18 protein-coding genes and 2 pseudogenes are annotated in these 18,909 nt (G+C 61.8%); 8 read left to right on the forward strand and 12 right to left on the reverse strand.

What is annotated here, in order from left to right; all coding sequences use genetic code 11:
• Nucleotides 1–113 precede the first annotated feature (113 nt).
• The 4 genes from R4P64_RS30980 to R4P64_RS30995 all read right to left on the reverse strand — a co-directional run bounded on the left by R4P64_RS30980 (nucleotide 114) and on the right by R4P64_RS30995 (nucleotide 3,928).
• On the reverse strand, nucleotides 114–449 hold the full coding sequence (locus R4P64_RS30980; protein ID WP_317824044.1) for a hypothetical protein: 336 nt from the start codon (nucleotides 447–449) through the stop codon (nucleotides 114–116).
• A gap of 769 nt (nucleotides 450–1,218) precedes the next feature.
• Entirely contained in the window at nucleotides 1,219–1,776 is a 558-nt protein-coding gene (locus tag R4P64_RS30985) for a DUF5994 family protein (protein WP_317824045.1), read from the reverse strand.
• 749 nt (nucleotides 1,777–2,525) lie between these two features.
• Nucleotides 2,526–3,671 carry an SPFH domain-containing protein gene (locus tag R4P64_RS30990; RefSeq protein WP_317824046.1) on the reverse strand — a complete coding sequence of 382 codons (1,146 nt, stop codon included), beginning with the start codon at nucleotides 3,669–3,671 and terminating at the stop codon, nucleotides 2,526–2,528.
• Nucleotides 3,672–3,709: 38 nt separating this feature from the next.
• Entirely contained in the window at nucleotides 3,710–3,928 is a 219-nt protein-coding gene (locus R4P64_RS30995; protein ID WP_317824047.1) for a hypothetical protein, read from the reverse strand.
• A gap of 536 nt (nucleotides 3,929–4,464) precedes the next feature.
• Here R4P64_RS30995 and R4P64_RS31000 point away from each other — a divergent pair.
• Nucleotides 4,465–5,580 (forward strand): annotated as a pseudogene (locus R4P64_RS31000) (IS110 family transposase); the annotation flags it as partial.
• Nucleotides 5,581–5,927: 347 nt separating this feature from the next.
• Here R4P64_RS31000 and tnpA read toward each other — a convergent pair.
• On the reverse strand, nucleotides 5,928–6,284 hold the full coding sequence (gene tnpA, locus R4P64_RS31005; RefSeq protein WP_317824048.1) for an IS200/IS605 family transposase: 357 nt from the start codon (nucleotides 6,282–6,284) through the stop codon (nucleotides 5,928–5,930).
• Between tnpA and R4P64_RS31010 the strand changes: the two genes are divergently transcribed.
• The 4 genes from R4P64_RS31010 to R4P64_RS31025 all read left to right on the forward strand — a co-directional run bounded on the left by R4P64_RS31010 (nucleotide 6,214) and on the right by R4P64_RS31025 (nucleotide 9,151).
• Nucleotides 6,214–6,798, forward strand: a complete 585-nt coding sequence (locus tag R4P64_RS31010; RefSeq protein WP_317824050.1) for a transposase — start codon at nucleotides 6,214–6,216, stop codon at nucleotides 6,796–6,798. The genes tnpA and R4P64_RS31010 overlap by 71 nt on opposite strands.
• Nucleotides 6,799–7,587, forward strand: coding sequence for a transposase (locus R4P64_RS31015; protein WP_317824051.1), 789 nt, complete (start codon nucleotides 6,799–6,801; stop codon nucleotides 7,585–7,587). It abuts the gene before it with no gap.
• A gap of 513 nt (nucleotides 7,588–8,100) precedes the next feature.
• Nucleotides 8,101–8,766, forward strand: a complete 666-nt coding sequence (locus tag R4P64_RS31020; RefSeq protein WP_317824052.1) for a fasciclin domain-containing protein — start codon at nucleotides 8,101–8,103, stop codon at nucleotides 8,764–8,766.
• A gap of 100 nt (nucleotides 8,767–8,866) precedes the next feature.
• The gene (locus tag R4P64_RS31025) at nucleotides 8,867–9,151 is read left to right on the forward strand and encodes a hypothetical protein (RefSeq protein ID WP_317824053.1); all 285 of its coding nucleotides are present in this window, start codon (nucleotides 8,867–8,869) and stop codon (nucleotides 9,149–9,151) included.
• Between the two features lie 463 nt (nucleotides 9,152–9,614).
• Here the strand turns inward: R4P64_RS31025 and R4P64_RS34125 are convergent, their stop codons facing one another.
• From R4P64_RS34125 to R4P64_RS31055, 6 genes are all read right to left on the reverse strand, one after another.
• Nucleotides 9,615–9,752, reverse strand: a complete 138-nt coding sequence (locus R4P64_RS34125) for a DDE-type integrase/transposase/recombinase (protein WP_411742738.1) — start codon at nucleotides 9,750–9,752, stop codon at nucleotides 9,615–9,617.
• Nucleotides 9,691–9,834: a hypothetical protein gene (locus R4P64_RS31035; RefSeq protein ID WP_317824066.1), complete on the reverse strand. Its 144-nt coding sequence runs from the start codon at nucleotides 9,832–9,834 to the stop codon at nucleotides 9,691–9,693. Before R4P64_RS31035 ends, R4P64_RS34125 begins: the two co-directional genes overlap by 62 nt.
• A 306-nt stretch (nucleotides 9,835–10,140) precedes the next feature.
• Nucleotides 10,141–10,896: an SDR family NAD(P)-dependent oxidoreductase gene (locus R4P64_RS31040; RefSeq protein WP_317824054.1), complete on the reverse strand. Its 756-nt coding sequence runs from the start codon at nucleotides 10,894–10,896 to the stop codon at nucleotides 10,141–10,143.
• Nucleotides 10,897–11,195: 299 nt separating this feature from the next.
• Nucleotides 11,196–12,149: a 3-hydroxyacyl-CoA dehydrogenase gene (locus R4P64_RS31045; RefSeq protein ID WP_317824055.1), complete on the reverse strand. Its 954-nt coding sequence runs from the start codon at nucleotides 12,147–12,149 to the stop codon at nucleotides 11,196–11,198.
• Nucleotides 12,146–13,426, reverse strand: a complete 1,281-nt coding sequence (locus R4P64_RS31050) for an iron-containing alcohol dehydrogenase (protein WP_317824057.1) — start codon at nucleotides 13,424–13,426, stop codon at nucleotides 12,146–12,148. Before R4P64_RS31050 ends, R4P64_RS31045 begins: the two co-directional genes overlap by 4 nt.
• The gene (locus R4P64_RS31055) at nucleotides 13,423–14,916 is read right to left on the reverse strand and encodes an NAD-dependent succinate-semialdehyde dehydrogenase (protein WP_317824058.1); all 1,494 of its coding nucleotides are present in this window, start codon (nucleotides 14,914–14,916) and stop codon (nucleotides 13,423–13,425) included. The genes R4P64_RS31050 and R4P64_RS31055 overlap by 4 nt, the downstream gene beginning before the upstream one ends.
• Nucleotides 14,917–15,042: 126 nt before the next feature.
• Here R4P64_RS31055 and R4P64_RS31060 point away from each other — a divergent pair, with 126 nt between their 5' ends.
• From R4P64_RS31060 to R4P64_RS34130, 3 genes and pseudogenes are all read left to right on the forward strand, one after another.
• Nucleotides 15,043–15,738 (forward strand): GntR family transcriptional regulator, encoded by a 696-nt coding sequence (locus R4P64_RS31060; RefSeq protein ID WP_317824059.1) that lies wholly within the window; start codon nucleotides 15,043–15,045, stop codon nucleotides 15,736–15,738.
• Nucleotides 15,739–15,816: 78 nt separating this feature from the next.
• Nucleotides 15,817–17,556, forward strand: coding sequence for a sigma-54-dependent Fis family transcriptional regulator (locus R4P64_RS31065; protein WP_317824060.1), 1,740 nt, complete (start codon nucleotides 15,817–15,819; stop codon nucleotides 17,554–17,556).
• Nucleotides 17,557–17,743: 187 nt separating this feature from the next.
• Nucleotides 17,744–18,788, forward strand: a pseudogene (locus tag R4P64_RS34130) (IS30 family transposase); the annotation flags it as partial.
• 27 nt (nucleotides 18,789–18,815) lie between these two features.
• Here the strand turns inward: R4P64_RS34130 and R4P64_RS34135 are convergent.
• Complete coding sequence (locus R4P64_RS34135) at nucleotides 18,816–18,905, reverse strand: IS3 family transposase (RefSeq protein ID WP_411742740.1); 90 nt, start codon at nucleotides 18,903–18,905, stop codon at nucleotides 18,816–18,818.
• Nucleotides 18,906–18,909 lie beyond the last annotated feature (4 nt).

Raw genomic sequence — 18,909 nt, forward strand, 5'->3', positions numbered from 1 at the left:
CGGTGGACGAACATTCTCGGTAGTCCGACGAGCAGTGCGCGTGGGCCGTCTTCGTACTTCGGAAACGGCCCGCGCTGAGGTTGTAGTGGGTTTGTTGAGAATATTGTCCTTTCTCACGAACTGCCGAAAAAGTTAAAGGTGGGCGGTTGCTGTGATGGTGTGTCGTCGCGATCGCGGTGCCACATCCAGTTTCCGTTGTCGCGGTCTCCGTGCCTTTCCCAGTGCCCGTTGTTGTTGTCGCAGTTGTTGAATTCCCAGTTGCCGCGGTTTTGTTGCCATTGCCACGGTCCGTTGTGATCGCACTCGGATTGCCAGGGGTGATCCGCTGCGCTGGCTGTAACTGCCGTTGCGGGGGCTACCGAGATCCCGAGGGGTAGTGCGGCGATCGCGCCGACGACGAGGATTTTGGCCAACCTGTGCCGTGCCAGTGTGGGGGTGGTTGTTTTCATGATGTTCGGTCCATTTCTCGAGACTCCGAGACACGGAAGATGAGGATATTACGGCGTTTTCCGTTGTTGGGGAGACGTTCGTACGTCCAGACATCTGGCTGTCTTACTGATGTGCCCTGTTCGGGTCACCACTCCATTACATCGCAGAATTGTCGGGGAACCTGGGATTGCGCTGGCAATGTGCTGGCAGTTCGGACGATCGAATCGGTATCAGGGGCGGTGGGCCGGTGAGGTGTAGCAGTTCGTCTGAGTTGTCAGAATATCGACTCGTCAGTCGGTTGGTGGATCCGCCATGGATCGCGGGCGTCGGTGGTGGCCGCCGGGTTTGTGTGGTGTTTCGGAAGGTGAGGTTCAGTGATCGTCTTTCATTTCTCGACGGTGAGAACTGTTTCGTAACCGTCGGCGGGGATGCGCGTTCACCCTCTCGTGATGGACGCGCGCGGTCTTATCACCGCCATTGAGGTGAGGCGCTCCAAAGATGCTCTACCGCTAGGTTTTCAGGACGTGTAAGACCGCGTCGAGGAACTTCCACGCTGCCACATCGGTGACTCCTTGCCGCTCGAAGTTCGAATTGTCGGCGCGCTGATCGGACTCTATTCCCTACCCGTAGTCCGCATTTCGCTTCATCGACGTTTCTTCTACAGCAGATTTCACCGCGCCAATGACGCGGAAGTGGGTGACGGCGGCGATGTTCAGGTGATGACGCGAATGGGCAGTGTGAGCACACCTAGGGCGACGGCGCTGATCGTTTCGATGACGAGTGCGGTGATCATGACCCGTCTGCGTGTCCGGTGGCGTGGCCGTCCCCGAGCCCGGTGTGGCGGGTTTGTTGCAGGTGACGGTCCATACCGGCATCGGTTGTTGCGATCGAGAGTAGTTCGGACAGGGGCGATTCGTTTCCGGACTCTGCGGCTACGGTCAGAGCGCGATGTGCTGCGTCGGGGTCGCAGTGGGGCGGGACGACAAGAATCACGAGTTCTCGTCCGTCGACACCGGTGACATACACGGTGCCGTGCGGTTGAAACCTGTAGCCGTCCAATCGGACGGAGCGACCGGCGAAGGGCAGACGGGTGGGGCGCGAGTCCCATCCGTTCAGATCGTAGGCAATACGATCGACCGGTCCCACGCGTGTGATCAGCACGCTGAGCAACTCGGGTAGCTCTGCTGTGAGATCTGTGGAGTGGGGCCACCACGCCCCGTCGACACTGCCGATCGGCACCGCGGTGACGCCGTGCTGTTCGGGCTTGAGCCGGAGCCTGGGAACCTGCGTGGAGTCGCCGCCACCTGGACCCTCGACGGACGGGGAATCGAAGGTGTTGTGCGTCATGACGACGCTCCTGTCCCAGCCATGACACGGCCGAAGCTATTTCAGATCGGCGGCGACGTAAAATCTACGATCACGTGCGAGATGCCCCGATCTGTTCCACGATACGCCCGCACAACTATCGAAGCTCACGAATGAGCACTTCTCTTGGCCACGCTCACAACTCGTAGTCGTACGGCACCTCGAACAGCTCGTGGACGCTACTTTTCACATGAACATCGGAGGATGCTTGAAGGACAAGCCCATTCCCCGATAGCGTCAGTGCCCGAAAGTACGATGAGCATGTCTGACATGCTCAGCTTTCGCACCAGCAGCGATGCAGCGAACCCGGACCTCTGCGGCGAAGTTCTTACCCGGTTGACGCGGGGAGTTCACCGGATGTTGTCTGAGTACGGTATCGAAATCGTCCTCTACGGATGTGTCGCTGATTTGTCAGGAGTGTCGTACTCGGCGAGACCGGAGAGGAACGAACAACTCGCGCAGCAATGGATCACCAATTATTGCTGAAGTAGAGACCGAGGATTCCGCTGAACGCGGCTGCGCGAGGACAATCCGAGTTACGGCAGCAGAACGGAATTTCTCTCAAACATGTTGATTCTTAGGAAGACACGTGGATTCGATCAGCTTGTGAGATGAACGTATTGATCTTCTCGAAACGCGGGAGCAACGTCAGCTCGTGAAACGCCGTTACCGTGAAGGGCTGGTAACCAGAACCCTCGCCGATAATGAACGCTTCTGGTGTGAGCGCTGTTTCAGAGATCCTCACCGGGGGCGGGGCGCGCGTTGAGTTCGCCGCGGTCGGTGGCCTCCTCGGTCGGCTCGTGTTGCCCGAGGCTGTCGCGTAGGGAGTCGTAGATCGCCAGGCCCTGACCGACTAGGCCGGTTGCGATCTCGCTGAGCCCGTCGGCGCCGTTGAGTACGGTCAGGTTCGCTCCTGACAACCCTTGGGCCGCTTGCCTGACGATCTCGGGGAGCTGGTCGATCAACAGCCGATCGAGCGCGACCCGGTTGTGAGAAGCTGCGGCTTCTGCCTGGATCTTCATCTTCTCGGCTTCGGCCACGGCCAGTATCCGTACCCGCTCGGCGTCCGCCTCGGCAGGCTTGACCACCTCCGAAACCAGCTCCTGCTGGCGGAGTTCAGCGGCTCGCTGCGCCAGCTCCGTTTGCATCGCGAGCACTTCTCGTTGTGCCTGCGCCTGTGCCAGCGGGCCCGCCTGCGCCGCTTCGGCCTGTGCCTTGTCGACCTCAGCCTTGTACTGAGCCTGCACGATCGCTGTTTGCCTAGCGTACTGAGCCTGGTTGCGTTGCGATTCCTGCTCTGCTTCCGCGGCTGCTTGGTTGGCTCTTGCCTGGGCGATCTGCGCTTGCTGTTGGATGGCGGCGTTGTGCGGAGCGGACATCGCGCGGATATAGCCGAGTGAGCCGTCGTCGATGGACTGGATCTGTAGTGCGTCGACGGTCAATCCGATCTTGACCATCTCTTCCTTCGATCCGTCGAGCACTTCTGTGGCCAGCTTTTGACGTTCCTTGATGATCTGCTCCACGGTCATCGACCCGATGATGGACCGCAGGTGTCCGGCGAAGATCCGCCCGGTGAGCACGGACATCTGGTCTTGGTCGGAGAGAAAACGTTGACCTGCGCTGATGATGCTCTCAGTGTCATTGCCCACCTTGAAGGCAATGACTGCGCGCACGTTGAGGCTGATCCCCTGTTGGGTGACACATGTTTCCTCGACTTCTGCTTCGCACATCGCCAGGGTCAGAAACCGGACTTTGCGAAATAGCGGCGTGATGTAGGCGCCGTGGCCGGTCACTACCCGGAACGGCGCGTCACCTTTGCTTCTGCCTCCGGAGATCAGCATCGCTTCATCCGGCGCGGGCACTCGGTAGCCGAACATGCTTTTCGCTCCTTACATTGTGTTGTGCGGATCGGTCTTCACATTCCCAGCCCGGGCCAGGGTTCGACCTGGACTGTCCGTGCGCCGTGGATGTCGATCACCAACACCTCGGTGCCCCTTGGTAGCGGGTCGGTCGACCATGCCAGATACGACTCTTTCGAGCCGCGCACCACCACCAGTACCTCGCCGGCTCCGGCCGGTCCGCGGGTCGCCACTGTCAACGAACCGGTACAGCCGATCACCGAAAAATCGCCCACCCCTTGAATGGTCCTCCGTTTGAGTCCGTCGTGCACTCGGTTGCGTCGGCCCACGGACCATGTGCGTATGACAGCTTGAGTCGAGACCACCGCGGCTGTAGCGGTTAGGACACGGATCGCTTCTCGAAGCCTGCGGGATCGGGGGATTGCTCTGATGATCACGCGCCAGCGCACTGCGCGGATCGAAGATCGCGTCCAACTATGTTCCGTATCCACCCGCGACCGTGAGAGCGTTCTTTCCGCGTGGTCGACGAATCGGACGATCGGTACACAGTTCTTGAAATACATTGCTGTAGAAGACTTTTTGTGACCTTGTGTGTGACCTAATGTAGTGGTAGATGGTGGCGTGCGAGACTCACATCTGGATCGGCCGGGTGTTCACGCCGACGCCAGACGCAGATCTGCTGCGTTGACCATTGCTCATGTAGCTGCGTGGTGACGGCGTCCCGCAAATGGGCCGCATGTTCAGCGTCGACATTTCGGGGGCGGCGAGTGCGGACATACGCCGCGGTATCGGCGCTTGACGCCCAATAGAAGGGATGCGCCTGTACGACAAGGCGCTACCCAATGATGAAACTCGATTGCGTGTGGTGTTCGACCAACTCGCTGCACACGGGCCGATCTTGATTGTCGTCGATCAGCCCAACACGATCGGCGCATTACCGGTCACCGTGGCCCGCGCATGTGGACACCAGGTTGCCTACTTGCCGGGGTTGTCGATGCGCCGAATCGCTGATCTGTATCCCGGGAGCGCGAAAACCGATGCTCGTGATGCGTTCATCATTGCCGACACCGCCCAGGCCATGCCGCACACAATGCGACGGGTCGATACCGGCGATGACACCCTTACCGAACTCGGCGTGCTGGTCGGTTTCGACGACGATTTGGCTGGCGAAGCCACCCGCATCAGTAACCGAATCCGAGGGCTGTTGACCGGGATTCACCCGGCTCTTGAACACGTCCTAGGCCCTCGGATAACACATCGAGCGGTGCTGGAAATCTTGTCCCGCTGCGGAGGCCCGATCGGCATACGCGCGGCCGGCACCCGCAAACTGACTGCGCTCGCCACCAAATATGCACCGCGCATGGGCGCCCGGTAGCCTCAGACATACGTACCGCCCTCGAGGCGCAGACCGTTGCTGTTCCTGGAACTACGGCCGCTGAGATCGTGCTCCCAAAACTTGCTAATTCGCTGAAAGGGATTCTCCAGCAACGCAAATCTGTCGGCGACGACGTGGAGAGGATGCTCGATGCCCACCCTCTTTCCCGGGTCCTGACCACCATGCCGGGCGTGGGCGTCAGGACAGGCGCAAGGATCCTGCTCGAAGTCGGCGACGGATCAGCATTCGCCTCCGCCGGCCATCTGGCCGCCTACGCCGGAATCGCACCGGTAACCCACCGATCCGGGACCTCGATCCGCGGAGAACACCCCGCCCGATCAGGTAACCGCAAACTCAAACGCGCACTGTTTCTCTCGGCGTTCGCCGCCCTGCACGACCCCACCAGCCGCACGTATTACGACCGCAAACGAGCCGAAGGTAAGAAGCTTGGGTGCCGCCCTCATCTGCCTCGCCAGACGCCGCTGCGATGTCCTCTATGCCATGCTGAAGAACCACGAGCTATACCGCCAACCCACGACAGCAGCCGCTTGACGAAAACCATAGGGACACCCCCGAAGTGGAGTAGCCCTAAATGACGTCGAATCCTGTGGGCTGAGTGCTCAACCGGCAAGAACCTGAACCGCTCGGCTGCGAGTCCGCATGCAGAACCCCGACCGTTGCGGCCTGGAGCTAGTTTGCCTATTCTTTTGCTTTTCAAAACGGGACCAGGAATGTTGTGCACGGTGAAACACTCGGGGTGAGTTGAATTCCACCCAATCCCGCTCCTTTGCGAGGTTTCGAATTCGTTCCCACTGGCTACCGGAGGGTGGGCTAGTGCACCGTCCTTGAGGGCGGTGGTGAAGGCCCACGCGGGAGGTCCGACAGGGGTCGAGCGTGTTCTACACCGGACGAGTCTGTTGCTCGATGTATTGGCGTAGTAGCGAGATCGGGGCGCCGCCAACCGAACCCGCGAAGTACGAACCGGACCACAGTCGTTGTGCGCGCCAGTAGTGCTGGACGAGTTCCGGGAATTCCTGCCGGATCCGCCGGGACGACACACCTTTGAGTGAATTCACTAGCTTCGACAGCGCCACCTTGGGTGGGAAGTTCACCGGTAGGTGGACGTGGTTCGTTTCCCCGTTGAACTCGACGAGTTCGCACTCGAAGTCCGTGCATACTGCCCGCATGATCTCCTCCATTCGTTCCAGGTGGTGGGCGGAAAACACCTTGTGTCGATATTTCGTCACGAAAACCAAGTGTGCATGCAGTGCGAAAGTGCAGTGCCTGCCAGTTCGAATGGTGCTGAATTCTGTCATAAACCATTGTTACGATTTCGGGGTGCAGCTTCGTTACCAGTTTCGCGTCTATCCGACGCCGCGACAGCAGAATTTGCTGGCGCGGGCGTTCGGGTGTGCGCGGGTGGTGTTCAATGACGCGCTCGGTGCTCGTGAACGTTCGCGGCGCGCGGGAGGGCCCTATCTCTCGGACGCCGAGGTTTCGAAAGCATTGACTGGGGCGAAGCGGACACCTGAGCGCGTATGGCTGGGTGAGGTGTCCAGTGTTGTATTGCAGCAGGCGTTGGCGGACCTGAACACCGCGTATCGTAACTTCTTTGCCTCGGTCACCGGTAAACGCAAGGGCGGCAGGATCGGTTCGCCGAGATTTCGGTCCGGTCGTGACAATCGGCAGTCGATCAGGTTCACCCGCAATGCCCGCTTTCAGATCATGCCAGGGGGGATGTTGCGGTTACCGAAGATCGGGGACGTCTAGGTGCGCTGGTCCCGGGAGTTGCCGGCGGAGCCGTCGTCGGTGACCGTCATCAAGGATGCGTCCGGGCGGTACTTCGCGTCGTTCGTCGTAGCTGTGGAGTCGGGGCCGCTGCCCGAACTCGACATAGAGGTTGGGATCGACTTGGGGCTCACCACATTCGCGGTGATGAGCAATGGACGGGTCATCGAATCGCCTCAGTTCTTTCGCCGCGCCGAACGCAAACTCCGCACAGCGCAGCAGGGTTTGGCACGCAAACGGAAGGGATCGAAAAACCGAGAGAAAGCCCGAGTTGAGGTGGCTCGCGCGCACGCCGAGGTAGCCGACGCACGCCGCGACTTCGCGCATAAGGCGTCCACGACGATCATTCGCGAAAACCAAGCGGTGTATGTCGAGGACTTGTGTGTGAAGGGTTTGGCGCGAACGAGACTCGCGAAGTCGGTGCACGACGCCGGTTGGTCGATGTTCACGCGCCTGCTCGAAGAGAAGGCCGCGCGGAGTGGGCGCATCTTCGCCGTGATCGACCGCTGGTTTGCGTCGTCGCAATTGTGTTCGGTGTGCGGGGTGGTGGACGGGCCGACGCCGTTGGCAGTGAGGTCGTGGACCTGCCGGTGTGGGGCTGTCCACGACTGGGATGTGAATGCAGCCAAGAACATTCTCGCCGCCGGGCAGGCGGAGAGGTTAAACGCTTGTGGAGCGCAGGTAGGACAGGAACTTGTTCCGGCGCAGCGCTGTGAAGCAGGAACTCGCCGAAAGCGCAGTAGTGCGCTGGTAGGAATCTCCGGCCTTTAGGCCGGATAGGATGTCAAATCAGCTGTTGTGGCGGAACGCTCGTCGAGGTCACGGCAATCGCCACATAAGGTCCGCTCACCGGCTGTCACTTAGGGGGTGGGTTTCGGTTACGTACCGATATCAAGGTTGGTGCGTACTGCTCACCGGCGTCAGCTGTCCCCCAGCGTGACGCCGGTGAGTCCTTCCTTTACTTCAACGCACCAAACGTCCCGGCCCGGGCTCGGGGCGGGACATGGTGAAATTCTGGGCAGGTTTCAGATTCGAGCCGATCGGTTACACCAGCGTCGTGGCGGTATCGCGCGCATGGAATTGCCACGCACGGCTAGCCTTGCGGCTGCCGCCTCGCCGGGGTGGGCCCCGCGAACTGCGCACCGCTCACCGTGCTCGGAGGCGTTCTTATGCCAAGAGACCCTAGGCACATGGCTCGAAGCTGCTCCCATCCACAACCGCGCTTACTCCGAATGCCTTGTACGGAACGTGCACACCGGCACTTCATCTATGGAAGGCAAACCTATGAACGCATCCACCTCCACTCGAGTTCTGGCAGTCACGGCAGCAGCGTCATTCGCACTTGTCGGCATTGTCGGTTGTTCATCCGACAGCGATGATTCGTCAGATGCCACGTCCAGCGCTGCGACGACAACGTCGAGCATGTCGATGTCGACGACCAGTGCAATGGCAGACCCCGCATCGGATCTCGTCGGGGCAGGTTGCGCGGACTACGCAGCGGCAGTGCCGACCGGCGCCGGCTCGGTCAGCGGAATGGCGCAGGACCCGGTCGCGACAGCAGCGTCGAACAATCCGCTCCTCACCACACTGACCGCTGCTGTATCCGGTCAGCTCAATCCGGACGTCAATCTGGTCGACACCCTCAACGGTGGTGAGTTCACCGTCTTTGCTCCCGTCGACGCCGCCTTCGCGAAAATCGACCCGGCCACAATCGACAGCCTCAAGACCGACAGTGCAACACTGACGAAGATCCTCACCTATCACGTGGTTCCCGGTCAGATCGCTCCCGCCGATATCGACGGCACCCACACCACCGCCGAAGGTGGAACGGTCACCGTCACCGGATCGGGCGACGACATCAAGGTCAATGACGCAACCGTCCTCTGTGGTGGCGTCAAGACCGCAAATGCCACCGTCTACCTCATCGATTCGGTCCTGATGCCGCAGTAACCTCCCGGCTGACAGCGGGCGGGCTGTCGGAAAACAAACGGACATGCGCGCTACGGTTGTACTCGATGAAGCGAGACAACCCTTCGTCGAGCCACATCGTGTGGGCGAGTCGCACGATGTGAGCCAGCCGGAGGAGGCACTCGACGTTGCCACGCATGCCCTACCGACAGTTCCGCGGCCGGCTGCCGCACGAATCGCCGAATCTCGCGAACTAGCGCTGATCCTCGAACAGGTCACTCGCGGCGATCAATCCGCGTTCGCCGAGTTCTACTACCGGACCCGTTCACGCGTGTACGGGATGGTTCTCCGCGTTCTTCGCGATCAGGGTTTGTCCGAAGAAACTGTTCAAGAGGCGTATCTCCAAGCCTGGAGCGCAGCAGAGTAATTCGACCCAGACGGCGGCTCCGCGCTGTCCTGGAGGCTCTGTCAAATTGACTGAATGCAACTGGTAATCAACAGAATTCGGTCACGCTGGTAAGAATTGCGTTGGTGGGAAACAGGTTCAGGCAGCGGTAGATAGGCCGTGGACGTCGATCCACGTGGCGAACAGGGTGGTCATTTCGGAGCGGTAATCGCTTGCGGTGAGCTTGTGTCGGCAGGGGCCAAAGTTGTGGTGAGATCGCACTGAACACCGCCAGGAACAGTTGCGCTGCGCCCGGTGAGTGGAAATACTTCATGGCGCGTTCTCGTTGTCTGGTGGGTTGGTGCGAGTTCTCTGCCCGGCTGTTGAGGTACTTGGTACTTCGAGCGCCGGTGTTCGACCGATGGCATCAACGCTCGATGTGCCACAACGTAACTGGCGAGCTTTTCGGTCACCAGTACTCTCGGTGCCCGCCCGTGCTTGCGCATCAGCTTGCAAAAGAAGCGTTTCGCCGCTTCGCGTTGCGTCGTGACTGCACCAGGACGTCGAGGATATTGCCGCTCTTATCGACCGCCCGCCACAGGTACTTCCGAGCGGTATTGGAGCGCGTCGTCGACTGCTGCACCTGTTTGCGGGAGATCGTCGGCGTTGGATCCTTCCGTGCGTTCGAAGATCTCGGAATTGAGGGCGGTGGTAGTGCTCCTCACCCTGCCTCTTCGGGCTGGGATGCCGATTTATCTCATCTTTCGTTGGACCGTGTAATGAGGCACGTCGATATCCGCTGTCACTGCAGCCAGTCTCTACGTGCGTCGCGAGCGAGTGGGTTCTTGCCACCATGCGCTGTGCGTGTCTCATGTTCGAGATGCACGCAGCGATGGTGGCGTTGACCCAGAAATAACGAGAACGCTTCCGGTCGCGCCAAAGCAGCGTGACGTCTACGAATGGCGTTCCGAAGTTTGACACCACGTCTACGCCGATGTCCCCCACGTCCTGCCGTCGCGATCAGTCGGTGCTCAGATGATCGTGACGCCTCCGTCGATGAAGAGCGTCTGACCTGTGATGGCAGAAGCGCTCGAGGAAGCGAGGAAAACCACTCCGTCGGCAACTTCCTGCGGCTGGACAAGGCGGCGCATAGGGACCTGAGCTAACCATTCGTTGAAAATATCGGGTGTCTCGACCGTCAGTGACCGTAGTAGGGGTGTGTCGACGCGCCCGGGAGCTACGGCGTTCACACGTATCGCATGCTCCGCCCATTCGGCGGCCAGCACTCGCGTCATCTGGGACACGCCCGCTTTAGAGACGTCATAGGCGAGGTGTCGTTCCGGCTGCACCGCGATAGCCGCTGCTATGGAAGAGAAATTTACGATTGCACCGCCTCGTCCCACCATGGTGCGTGCGAATTCCCGGGTGCACCGGAACACTCCCGTCAGGTTGACGTCAAGTACGCGTTCCCACATGCAATCGTCGAGTTCGAAGGTGTTTGCGCTCTCGACGACTCCGGCGGCGTTGACAAGTACATCTGTGCTCCCGATTGTGGTGGTCACCCATTCGACGGTTTCGGCAACGCTCGCCGGATCGGTGACGTCGAGGCGACGGTAGAAAGCCTGGCCGCCGGTTCCTCCATCGAGAGCGACCTTGTTTAACTCTGCCGTCACAGCGTCGCCGATTTGCCGATCGAGATCGGCGACGACAACCTTAGCGCCAGCCAAAACGAATGAGCGCGCAACGGCGACACCGAGTCCACCGGCGGCACCAGTGATTACAGCCACCTTTCCGGAGAAATTTCCATTGAGTCGGTCCAGGTCGCTTGGCTCGATAGTTGTGTTTGAGTCGATTTTATCGGCCGGAATGGCCATCGGCCCTCCAATAGGTGTCGCAGGGATAAAGGGACGGATCTCGGTGATCAGATCGGGTGGAGATGCTTGAACCGCATGGTGGCCGCCTATGACGGACCGGACCGGACCGTCTCGTAACGGAGAAAGCTTTGTTGGCATCGATGTAGATCCATTAGTCAACAGTTGGGATTCACCGGTCTCATCGTGAAGAGGCACCTCAGACGGTGAGACCATCAGTCATTGAGAAGGGAAGCGCGTCGCATCAACTGCCGGTCACGCCAACGGACCCGATCGTCCCAGTCGTCGAGTGCGAGCAGTGTTCGGCGTTCTGCAGTCACACGTGCAATTAGGTCAGACGTCCACGGGTCGTCCTGTCCGCGTTCGGCGCCCATTCTCGCGTACGCGGGCCCCATCTTCGTTGCGTGAGACTCGATCCCGCCCCGGGTATTCAGATCGACGGTCTCGAAGGGGCCGATGACGCTCCATCGGGGGCCCAAACCGCTCCGCACCACCTCGTCGATGTCGTCGACCGAAGCAACGCCGTCGCGTAGTAAGCAGTACGCCTCGCGGAGGAGGGCACCTTGTAGTCGATTGAACACGAAGCCCTCGACCTCGCGGTGGACGACGACCGGTCGCAGCCCCGCCTGGCGGTAGATCTGCTCCGCTCGCTCCGTCGTGATCGCGTCGGTGCGGGGCGAGGGTACGACCTCGATCACCGGCAGCAGGTACGGGGGGTTGCCGGGATGCCCGACCACCAATCGGGCCGCTGTGGAATCGTCGAGGCGCTCTGCGATCCTGCTCGGCACGATCGCAGAGCTCGAACTGGCGAGGATCGCCCGGCTTGGCGCGAATTGCGCTACCTCAACGAAGATTTCGGCCTTCAGTTCCACCTTTTCGGGAGCGCATTCCTGAACGAGGTTTACGTCCCGCACGGCGGCTTCGATCGAGGCCGGGAAGGTGATCCGGCTGGCGATCGCGGCAGGTTCCTCGACGAGGAGCCGGTGATCCGCGAGCAACTTCAGTCGATCGAGTGCGTCGTTTTTGCCGCGTCTACGTGCGTCGGGGACGGGATCGAAGACGCGGGCTTCGAAACCGGCCTTGGCGAACAGGACCGCGAAGGCGACACCGATCGAACCGGCGCCGATGATTGCGACAGACGAGCGTGCCGAATCTGGCTGTGCGGTCATACGGTCCACCAGCTGCGATCGCCGGCCCATCCGCGTTCGAGAATGGATCGCACCGCACCGCGGTCCAGATCGCGGGGGTTGTTCGCCGTGAGTCGCGTTGCCAGCAGTGCCTGGTTCGCGACGGTGTCGAAGTCGTCGGGGGAGAGCCCGAGGGTCTTCAGGTCGGTCGGCGCTCCGATCGATTCCAGGATGTTCTCGATCCCGGTGATGCCGGCTCGCGCCTGCTCGAGTTCGGACCCCGCGGCATCTGCGGTGCCGAGGAGCCGGCCGATCTCGGCGAACTCCGGAACCCGAGCAGGCAGGTTGTAACGCATCACGTACGGCAGCAGTGCACTGATCCCGAACCCGTGTGGGGTGTGGGTGAGAGCTCCGATCGGGGACTGGATCGCGTGGGCGCCGGCGGTGCCGGCGGTGTTGATTGCCATCCCCGCGCAGTACGCGGCGAAGAGGGTGTCCGAACGTGCCTCCAGGTCGGCAGGGTTCGCGCAAACGCGACCGAGGGCGGACTGCAGCAGCGGAATTCCGGTGCGGGCGTACAGATCCGTGAGTCGGTTCTTGCCGACGTACAACTTCGTCGCGATGTCCTCGGCGGATGGGTTCTTCGCGCGGCCGGTGAACGCTTCTACGAGGTGACTGAGCGCGTCCGCGCCTGCGGCGGCCGTCAAACCGGGCGGGCAGGTGAGGGTCAACTCAGGGTCGATTACCGCGGCGAAGGCCTCGAGGTGGGGGCTCGCGACCCCGATCTTCATGCCCTTGTCTTTGTCGTAGACAACTGAGATCGAGGTGACCTCGGCGCCCGTTCCCGCGGTCGTGGGAACGGTGATGACCGGGCATCCCGGACCGGGGACGAGGTATTCGCCGTAGTAGTCACGCACGTCCCCGCCGTGGGTGAGGACGATGGACACGACCTTCGCGAGGTCCATGCATGATCCTCCGCCGATGCCGAGGATGGCGCCGATCCCGGTGGAGCCGAATCGCTCGGCCACTTCGAGGATGTTCTCGCGGGGAAGGTCGGGCTCTGTCCCGGCGTACACGGACACGGTGAGGCCGCGCGTCTGTAGTTCTTCGCTGATTGCGATGAAATCTGCACTGGCGGCCATTCTTTCGTCGGTGACGACGAGGACGTGGTCGGTGAGTGACTCGAGGATCGCCGGGATTTGGCGTCGCTGTCCGGGGCCGAACAGCACGCTGGTCGGTTGGCGCAGCAGGCCGAGCCCGAGTTCGTTGCTGGTGCGAACCGCGGCGGGGGCCGAGGCGGTGTCAGGGGCGGTGCTCATGCAAGTGCTTCCTTCTCGTCAACGGTGATCGCGAGGTATTTCGGTTCGAGGAATTCGTTGATCGCGTCGTGGCCACCCTCGCGGCCGAGGCCAGAGGCCTTGATGCCACCGAAAGAGGCCGCTGGATCAGCGATGATTCCGCGGTTGACGCCCACCATCCCGAAGTCCAGGTGCTCGCTGACCGCGACCGCACGGGACAGGTCGCGGGTGAACACGTACGCGGCCAAGCCGTAGGTGGTGTCGTTTGCGAACTCGATCGCTTCGGCGGTGGATCCGACGGTGTATATCGTGGCGATCGGCGCGAACAGTTCCTGGTTGCAGACGGCGCTGGTGCGGTCTCGGACCGCGAAGACCGTCGGTTCGAAGAAGTATCCGGTCGATTCGACTGGGGAGCCGCCGGTCAGGAGTTCTGCGTCGATTTCGCGCAATTGCTCTACGAGCCGAGTCACGGTGTCGAGTTGGCGCTCGGAGATGATCGGACCGATGTCTGTCTCGGGGTCGAATCCGTCGCCGACCTTCAGTGCGCGGGCAGCGGCAACGAACTTGGCGGTGAACTCGTCTGCGACGGACTTGTGCACGATGATGCGGTTCGCGGCGACGCAAGCCTGACCGGCGTTGCGGAACTTGCAGATGATCGCCTGTTCGACTGCGAGGTCAACGTCGGCGTCATCGAGCACGAGGAACGGACCGTCGCCTCCGAGCTCCATCGAGGCGTTGACGATTCCGGGCGCAGCTTGTCGCAGCAGGGTGGAGCCAACTCCCGTAGAGCCGGTGAAGCTAACCTTGCGCAGACGCCGATCGGTCATCACTGCCTCGGACACCGACGATGATGATGTGGTGTGGACGAGGTTCACGACGCCGGCAGGGAAGCCAGCTTCCTCCAGTACTCGGACGAATAGTGCACAGGTCAGCGGGGTTTCCCGGGCGGACTTGACGATCACCGGGCAGCCGGCCGCGAGTGCGGCCCCGGCCTTGCGGGCGATCATCAGCAAGGGAAAGTTCCACGGGGTGATGAGGAGCGCCGGCCCGACCGGCTGATGGGTGGTGACGATGCGGTATCCGCCGCGCGAAGCCGGAGCGTAGGTGCCGTGGAGATGGGCGATCTGCTCTGCGTACCAGAGGAAGAAGTCGGCGGACAGCGCGAACTCGCCTCGAGACTCGGTGAGGGGCTTCCCGCTCTCGAGCGTCATGACAGTCGTGATCTCATCGGATCGGGAGAGTAGCGCCGCGTGTGCGCGCCGGAACAGATCCGCTCTGTCGCGTGGTGCGACGGACCGCCAAGACCGCTGAACACGGTCTGCGGCGTCCAGAGCGTCCAGAGCGTCCTGCGCGGAGCCTGAGTGGACCCGTGCGATCTCCTCGCCGGTGGCAGGGTTCTCCACTGTGAACGAATCCTCGGTGGTGCGCCACTGCCCCTCGATGTACAAGGCGGTGGGGACTGTGTAGCCGTGCAGCGTGACGCTGTCCGGGAGCGTGGTCGATGAGGTCATTGTCGTGTAGGTCCTTTTAGGGGTCGCGGTGTGGTTCGCCTGTTCGATCTCGTATTACGGTAGGACTGTCCGATGCGGGTCCGCCCGGACTGAATCGTTTTGAGACAGTGATGAAAGGGACCACTCGTGAGGACCGTCAACATCGAGCACCACGCAGCCCCGCTGCGGCAACAGGTTCTGCATGCAATGCGTGATCAGATACTCGACGGCACCTTGGTGCCGGGGCAAAGGCTCCGCGAGAACACACTGTGTGAGCAGTACGGCGTGTCCCGCACCGTGATCCGTGAGTCTCTTCGCCAGCTCGAGAGTGAGCATTTGATCAACGTTCTCCCCAATCGCGGGCCGATCGTAACGGTGTTGTCCGAGGACGACATCGAGGCCATCTACCAGGTGCGGCGCGCGCTCGAAGGGCTTGCCGGGGAATTGTTCGCGGTGAACGCGAGTGATGCGCAGGCCATCGCCCTGCTGGGGCACATCGTGGACATGGAGGAGACGTACCTGCAAGGCTCAGTCGAGTCCCGGGAGATCAGCAAGCATCGCTTCTACGAGTTATTACTCGCAGGAGCGGGCAACGAGGTTCTTGCAGTGTCCTTGTCAGGCATTCACAGCCGGATCGCGATGTTTCGCCGCGCAGCGTTTCTCGACGACGGCCGGGTAAAGGAGTCGATGCGCGAGCTCCGCGGAATCGTTGTCGCGGCGGCGGAGCGGCGAGATCCGGGTGCCGCTCGAGCGGCATGCGAGAGCCACATCCAGCTGGCAGGTGAGCTCGCAGTCGTCGCGTACACCGGTCGGCTGTCCGAGGCAATGGAACCGACCACGTAGCCTAAGTTCTGTCATACGGTATTACGGAGATGTGGTTTTGCGTCACATTCGCGACTGTCAGACCCCATGGAGATGTACGTGAGCTCAACTCTTGATTCGGATTTCGACGGCAGGCGCCTCGCGCAGGTCCGTGAGGCGTTCTTCTCTGCGCCGTCTGTGACGGGCGTAGTCAGAGCGGATGTCCTCGAGTCCTGGCAACGTTCCAGACAGGCTCTGGGCACACCCACGGCGGTCTCGTCGGTTCCGCATGTGGGCGACGAATACCTCGACGAGGAACTGGTGACGATGTTCGCGGCACCCCTCGCGCGCGTATCGGAGGGGTTGGCGGACACCGACCTTGGTCTGGTTCTCGCCGACGCCCACGGACGCGTGCTGAGGCGCTGGTTCCAGGACCGGACGGCAGCGGAGCATCTCGATCGGCTTGGCACGGTCCGTGGTGCAGTGCTGTCGGAAGACTCCGTGGGGACTAACGGACTCGGCACCGCAGCCGCCACGGGCCGGGTGACTCAGATTTCGGGGGCCGAGCACTTCGCGGAGTTCTACCAACAGGCCAGTTGTACCGGCGCTCCGGTCCGTCATCCGATTACCGGGAATCTGCTTGCGGTCATCACCATTTCCACCGGCGTCGCGGCGAATACGCACCTGCTCAAGCCGCTGGTCCATTCAGTCGCCGTTCAGTTGGAACAGCACGCGCTCGATGTTCAGCAACCCGCGGCTCGAGTGTTGCTTGACGCGTTTCTGGAAGCGTCGCGTGTCCATCTGCAGCCCGTCGTCGCCTTCGGCCCGCAAAACATCGTGATGCAGAGTGTGACAGCAGCGACGCTGGCGCCCACGGACATCGGAATCCTTCGCCAGCGTTCCGGGGACTCCAGGCACAGACACACCACTCGGATACCAGTCGAGCTCTCGGTCGGTCAGTTCGACGCTCATGTCACTGCCCTCGGGCATGGGGCGGGTTCAATCGTCGTCCTCGAACGCCGACGGTCGTACAGCGCCGGCGGCGTCGCCCACAGTGAATTCCGGTTGGCGGGCGGCTCACGTTCGTGGGCTACTGTCGTGCAGCGCATCAACCAGCATGTACTCAAGGGGACCCCCGTCGTGGTGGGTGGAGAATCGGGGACTGGGAAGACTTCCGCGGTGATGGGCAGGCAATTCACACCTGGTGCACCGATGCCCAGAACCGTTGTGGACGCGGCCGAGCACCTCACCGTGGGAACCGCGGCGTGGCTCCAACGGGTGGCCGGGCTCATCAGTGGCACGACACCGGTAGTAATCCGTGGAATCGACGCGCTGGACGGCCCACTCCTGACCGGGCTACGCGCCCTGCTTCAGTCGGAGGCGCGCCAGACCGCAGTCCTGCTGACCCTCGCTGCCGAGTCACCTATCGACACCGAGACTGTGGCAGGCAAACTCGAAGTCGACCATGTCTGGCTGCCGCCGCTTCGCGACAGGTCTGCCGACATCGGTCCGCTCTGGCAGCAGTTCGTCGAAAAGTTGACGTTGGGTGCTGCCATGCAATTGTCCGCGGACGCTTTGGATGTGATGACTGCGTACTCGTGGCCGGGGAACGTCTCGGAGTTGAGGTCCGTCGCAGAGAAGCTGCACCGCGCCGGAAAGCGGGGAGTGGTACGCCCTGCGGATTTGCCCGCCGCTGTTCAGGGCGGACGGGTTCTTACGATGATCGAGCGTGCCGAACTCGACGCGTTGCGTTACGCCCTCGACGAAGCAGGGGGGAACCGCTCCAAGGCGGCGCAGATCCTGGGGCTGTCGCGTGCCACCGTTTACCGAAAGATGAAGGCGTACCGACTCGGTCCGTGACCGGAGGTCACTGGGCCAGGTAGCCGCCGTCGATGACGAGCTCGGGACCTGGTCATGAAGTTCGACGGCGGTTTCTATCGGTCGTCGCAACACTTCTCCCTAGATTCTGGAGTTTGTGTTGTCGTCATCTCGTCGTGTGAAGAAGGGGCCGGGGCGTCGTCCGCAGTCGGCCAAGCGTCAGCGGTTCATGGAGCTCCGCGGCCGTGGGTGGAGCATTCTCGCGGCTGCCCGCGAGGTCGGTGTATCCGAAAACCGCCGGTAACAACTGGTCGCGCGGTTACAAGACTTACCGCAACGGTGCGGCCGTGGGATTCGTACCTGCCTTGGAGCGGCTGGCGGTGCGTGAGATCAGTGCCCGGTTTCTGTCCCAAGACGAACGCATCGAGATCGCCGATCTACGCCATGCGGGACTGAGTATCCGAGCGCTCGCAGGCCGGTTGGGGCGGTCGCCCTCGACGATCTCGCGCGAACTTCGCCGGAACGCAGTCACGGGCAACGATTATCGGCCGTTCGAGGCCCACCGACGGGACGTGCCACGGCCCGACGAACCCGCCAGCATCGGCGACGCCTGGAGATGACACCAGAATTGATGACACCAGAATTACAGCAGGTAGTGGCGGAACTGTTGTCCCAGCGGTGGAGTCCGCAGCAGATCAGCCGACATCTGCGGGTGCGCTTCCCCGACGAACCACGGATGTCGTTGTGCCACGAGAGCATCTACAGGGCCATCTACCAGCCTGGATCGCTATTGCTGCGGCCCTCTCCACTGGCCCCAGAGCGGCGGTCACCGCTGCACACCGGCCGTGACCACCGGCGCGCCCAGCGGCGTGGGGAGCTACGCCGCCCGCGATTCGAGCAGCCGATGCTCACTATTCATGGGCGGCCATTCCCTCCCGAGGATCGTTCGCAAGCTGGGCACGGGGAAGGTGACTTAATTACCGGCGCCCACAACCAATCAGCGATCGGCACGCTCGTCGAGCGCCAGAGACGGATGGTTCGGTTGCTGCATCTTCCCTTCCGTGGCGGCGATTCTCTCCATGCGGCGCTGACCGCGCGGATGCGCGATCTGCCGGCGGTGTTGCTGCGGTCGATCACCTGGGATCAGGGTTCCGAAATGGCCCGTCACACTTATGATCGCGCGATCGCTGGGCGTACCGGTCTACTTCTGCGATTCACATCCCCGATCCGCGCCATTCCACCGTAAGGAACGCCAACGGGCTGTTGGAGTGGTCCCCGAAAGTTGGACTCTTAATGGAACCTTATGCGATGGCGGGTTTTTGGGCGCGGTACTCGTCGGGGCTGAGGTAGCCGAGTCGCTGTTGAATGCGGGTGGTGTTCCACCATCGCAGGTAG

Source organism: Rhodococcus sp. IEGM 1366, from assembly GCF_033142425.1.
GTDB lineage: Bacteria > Actinomycetota > Actinomycetes > Mycobacteriales > Mycobacteriaceae > Rhodococcus_F > Rhodococcus_F globerula.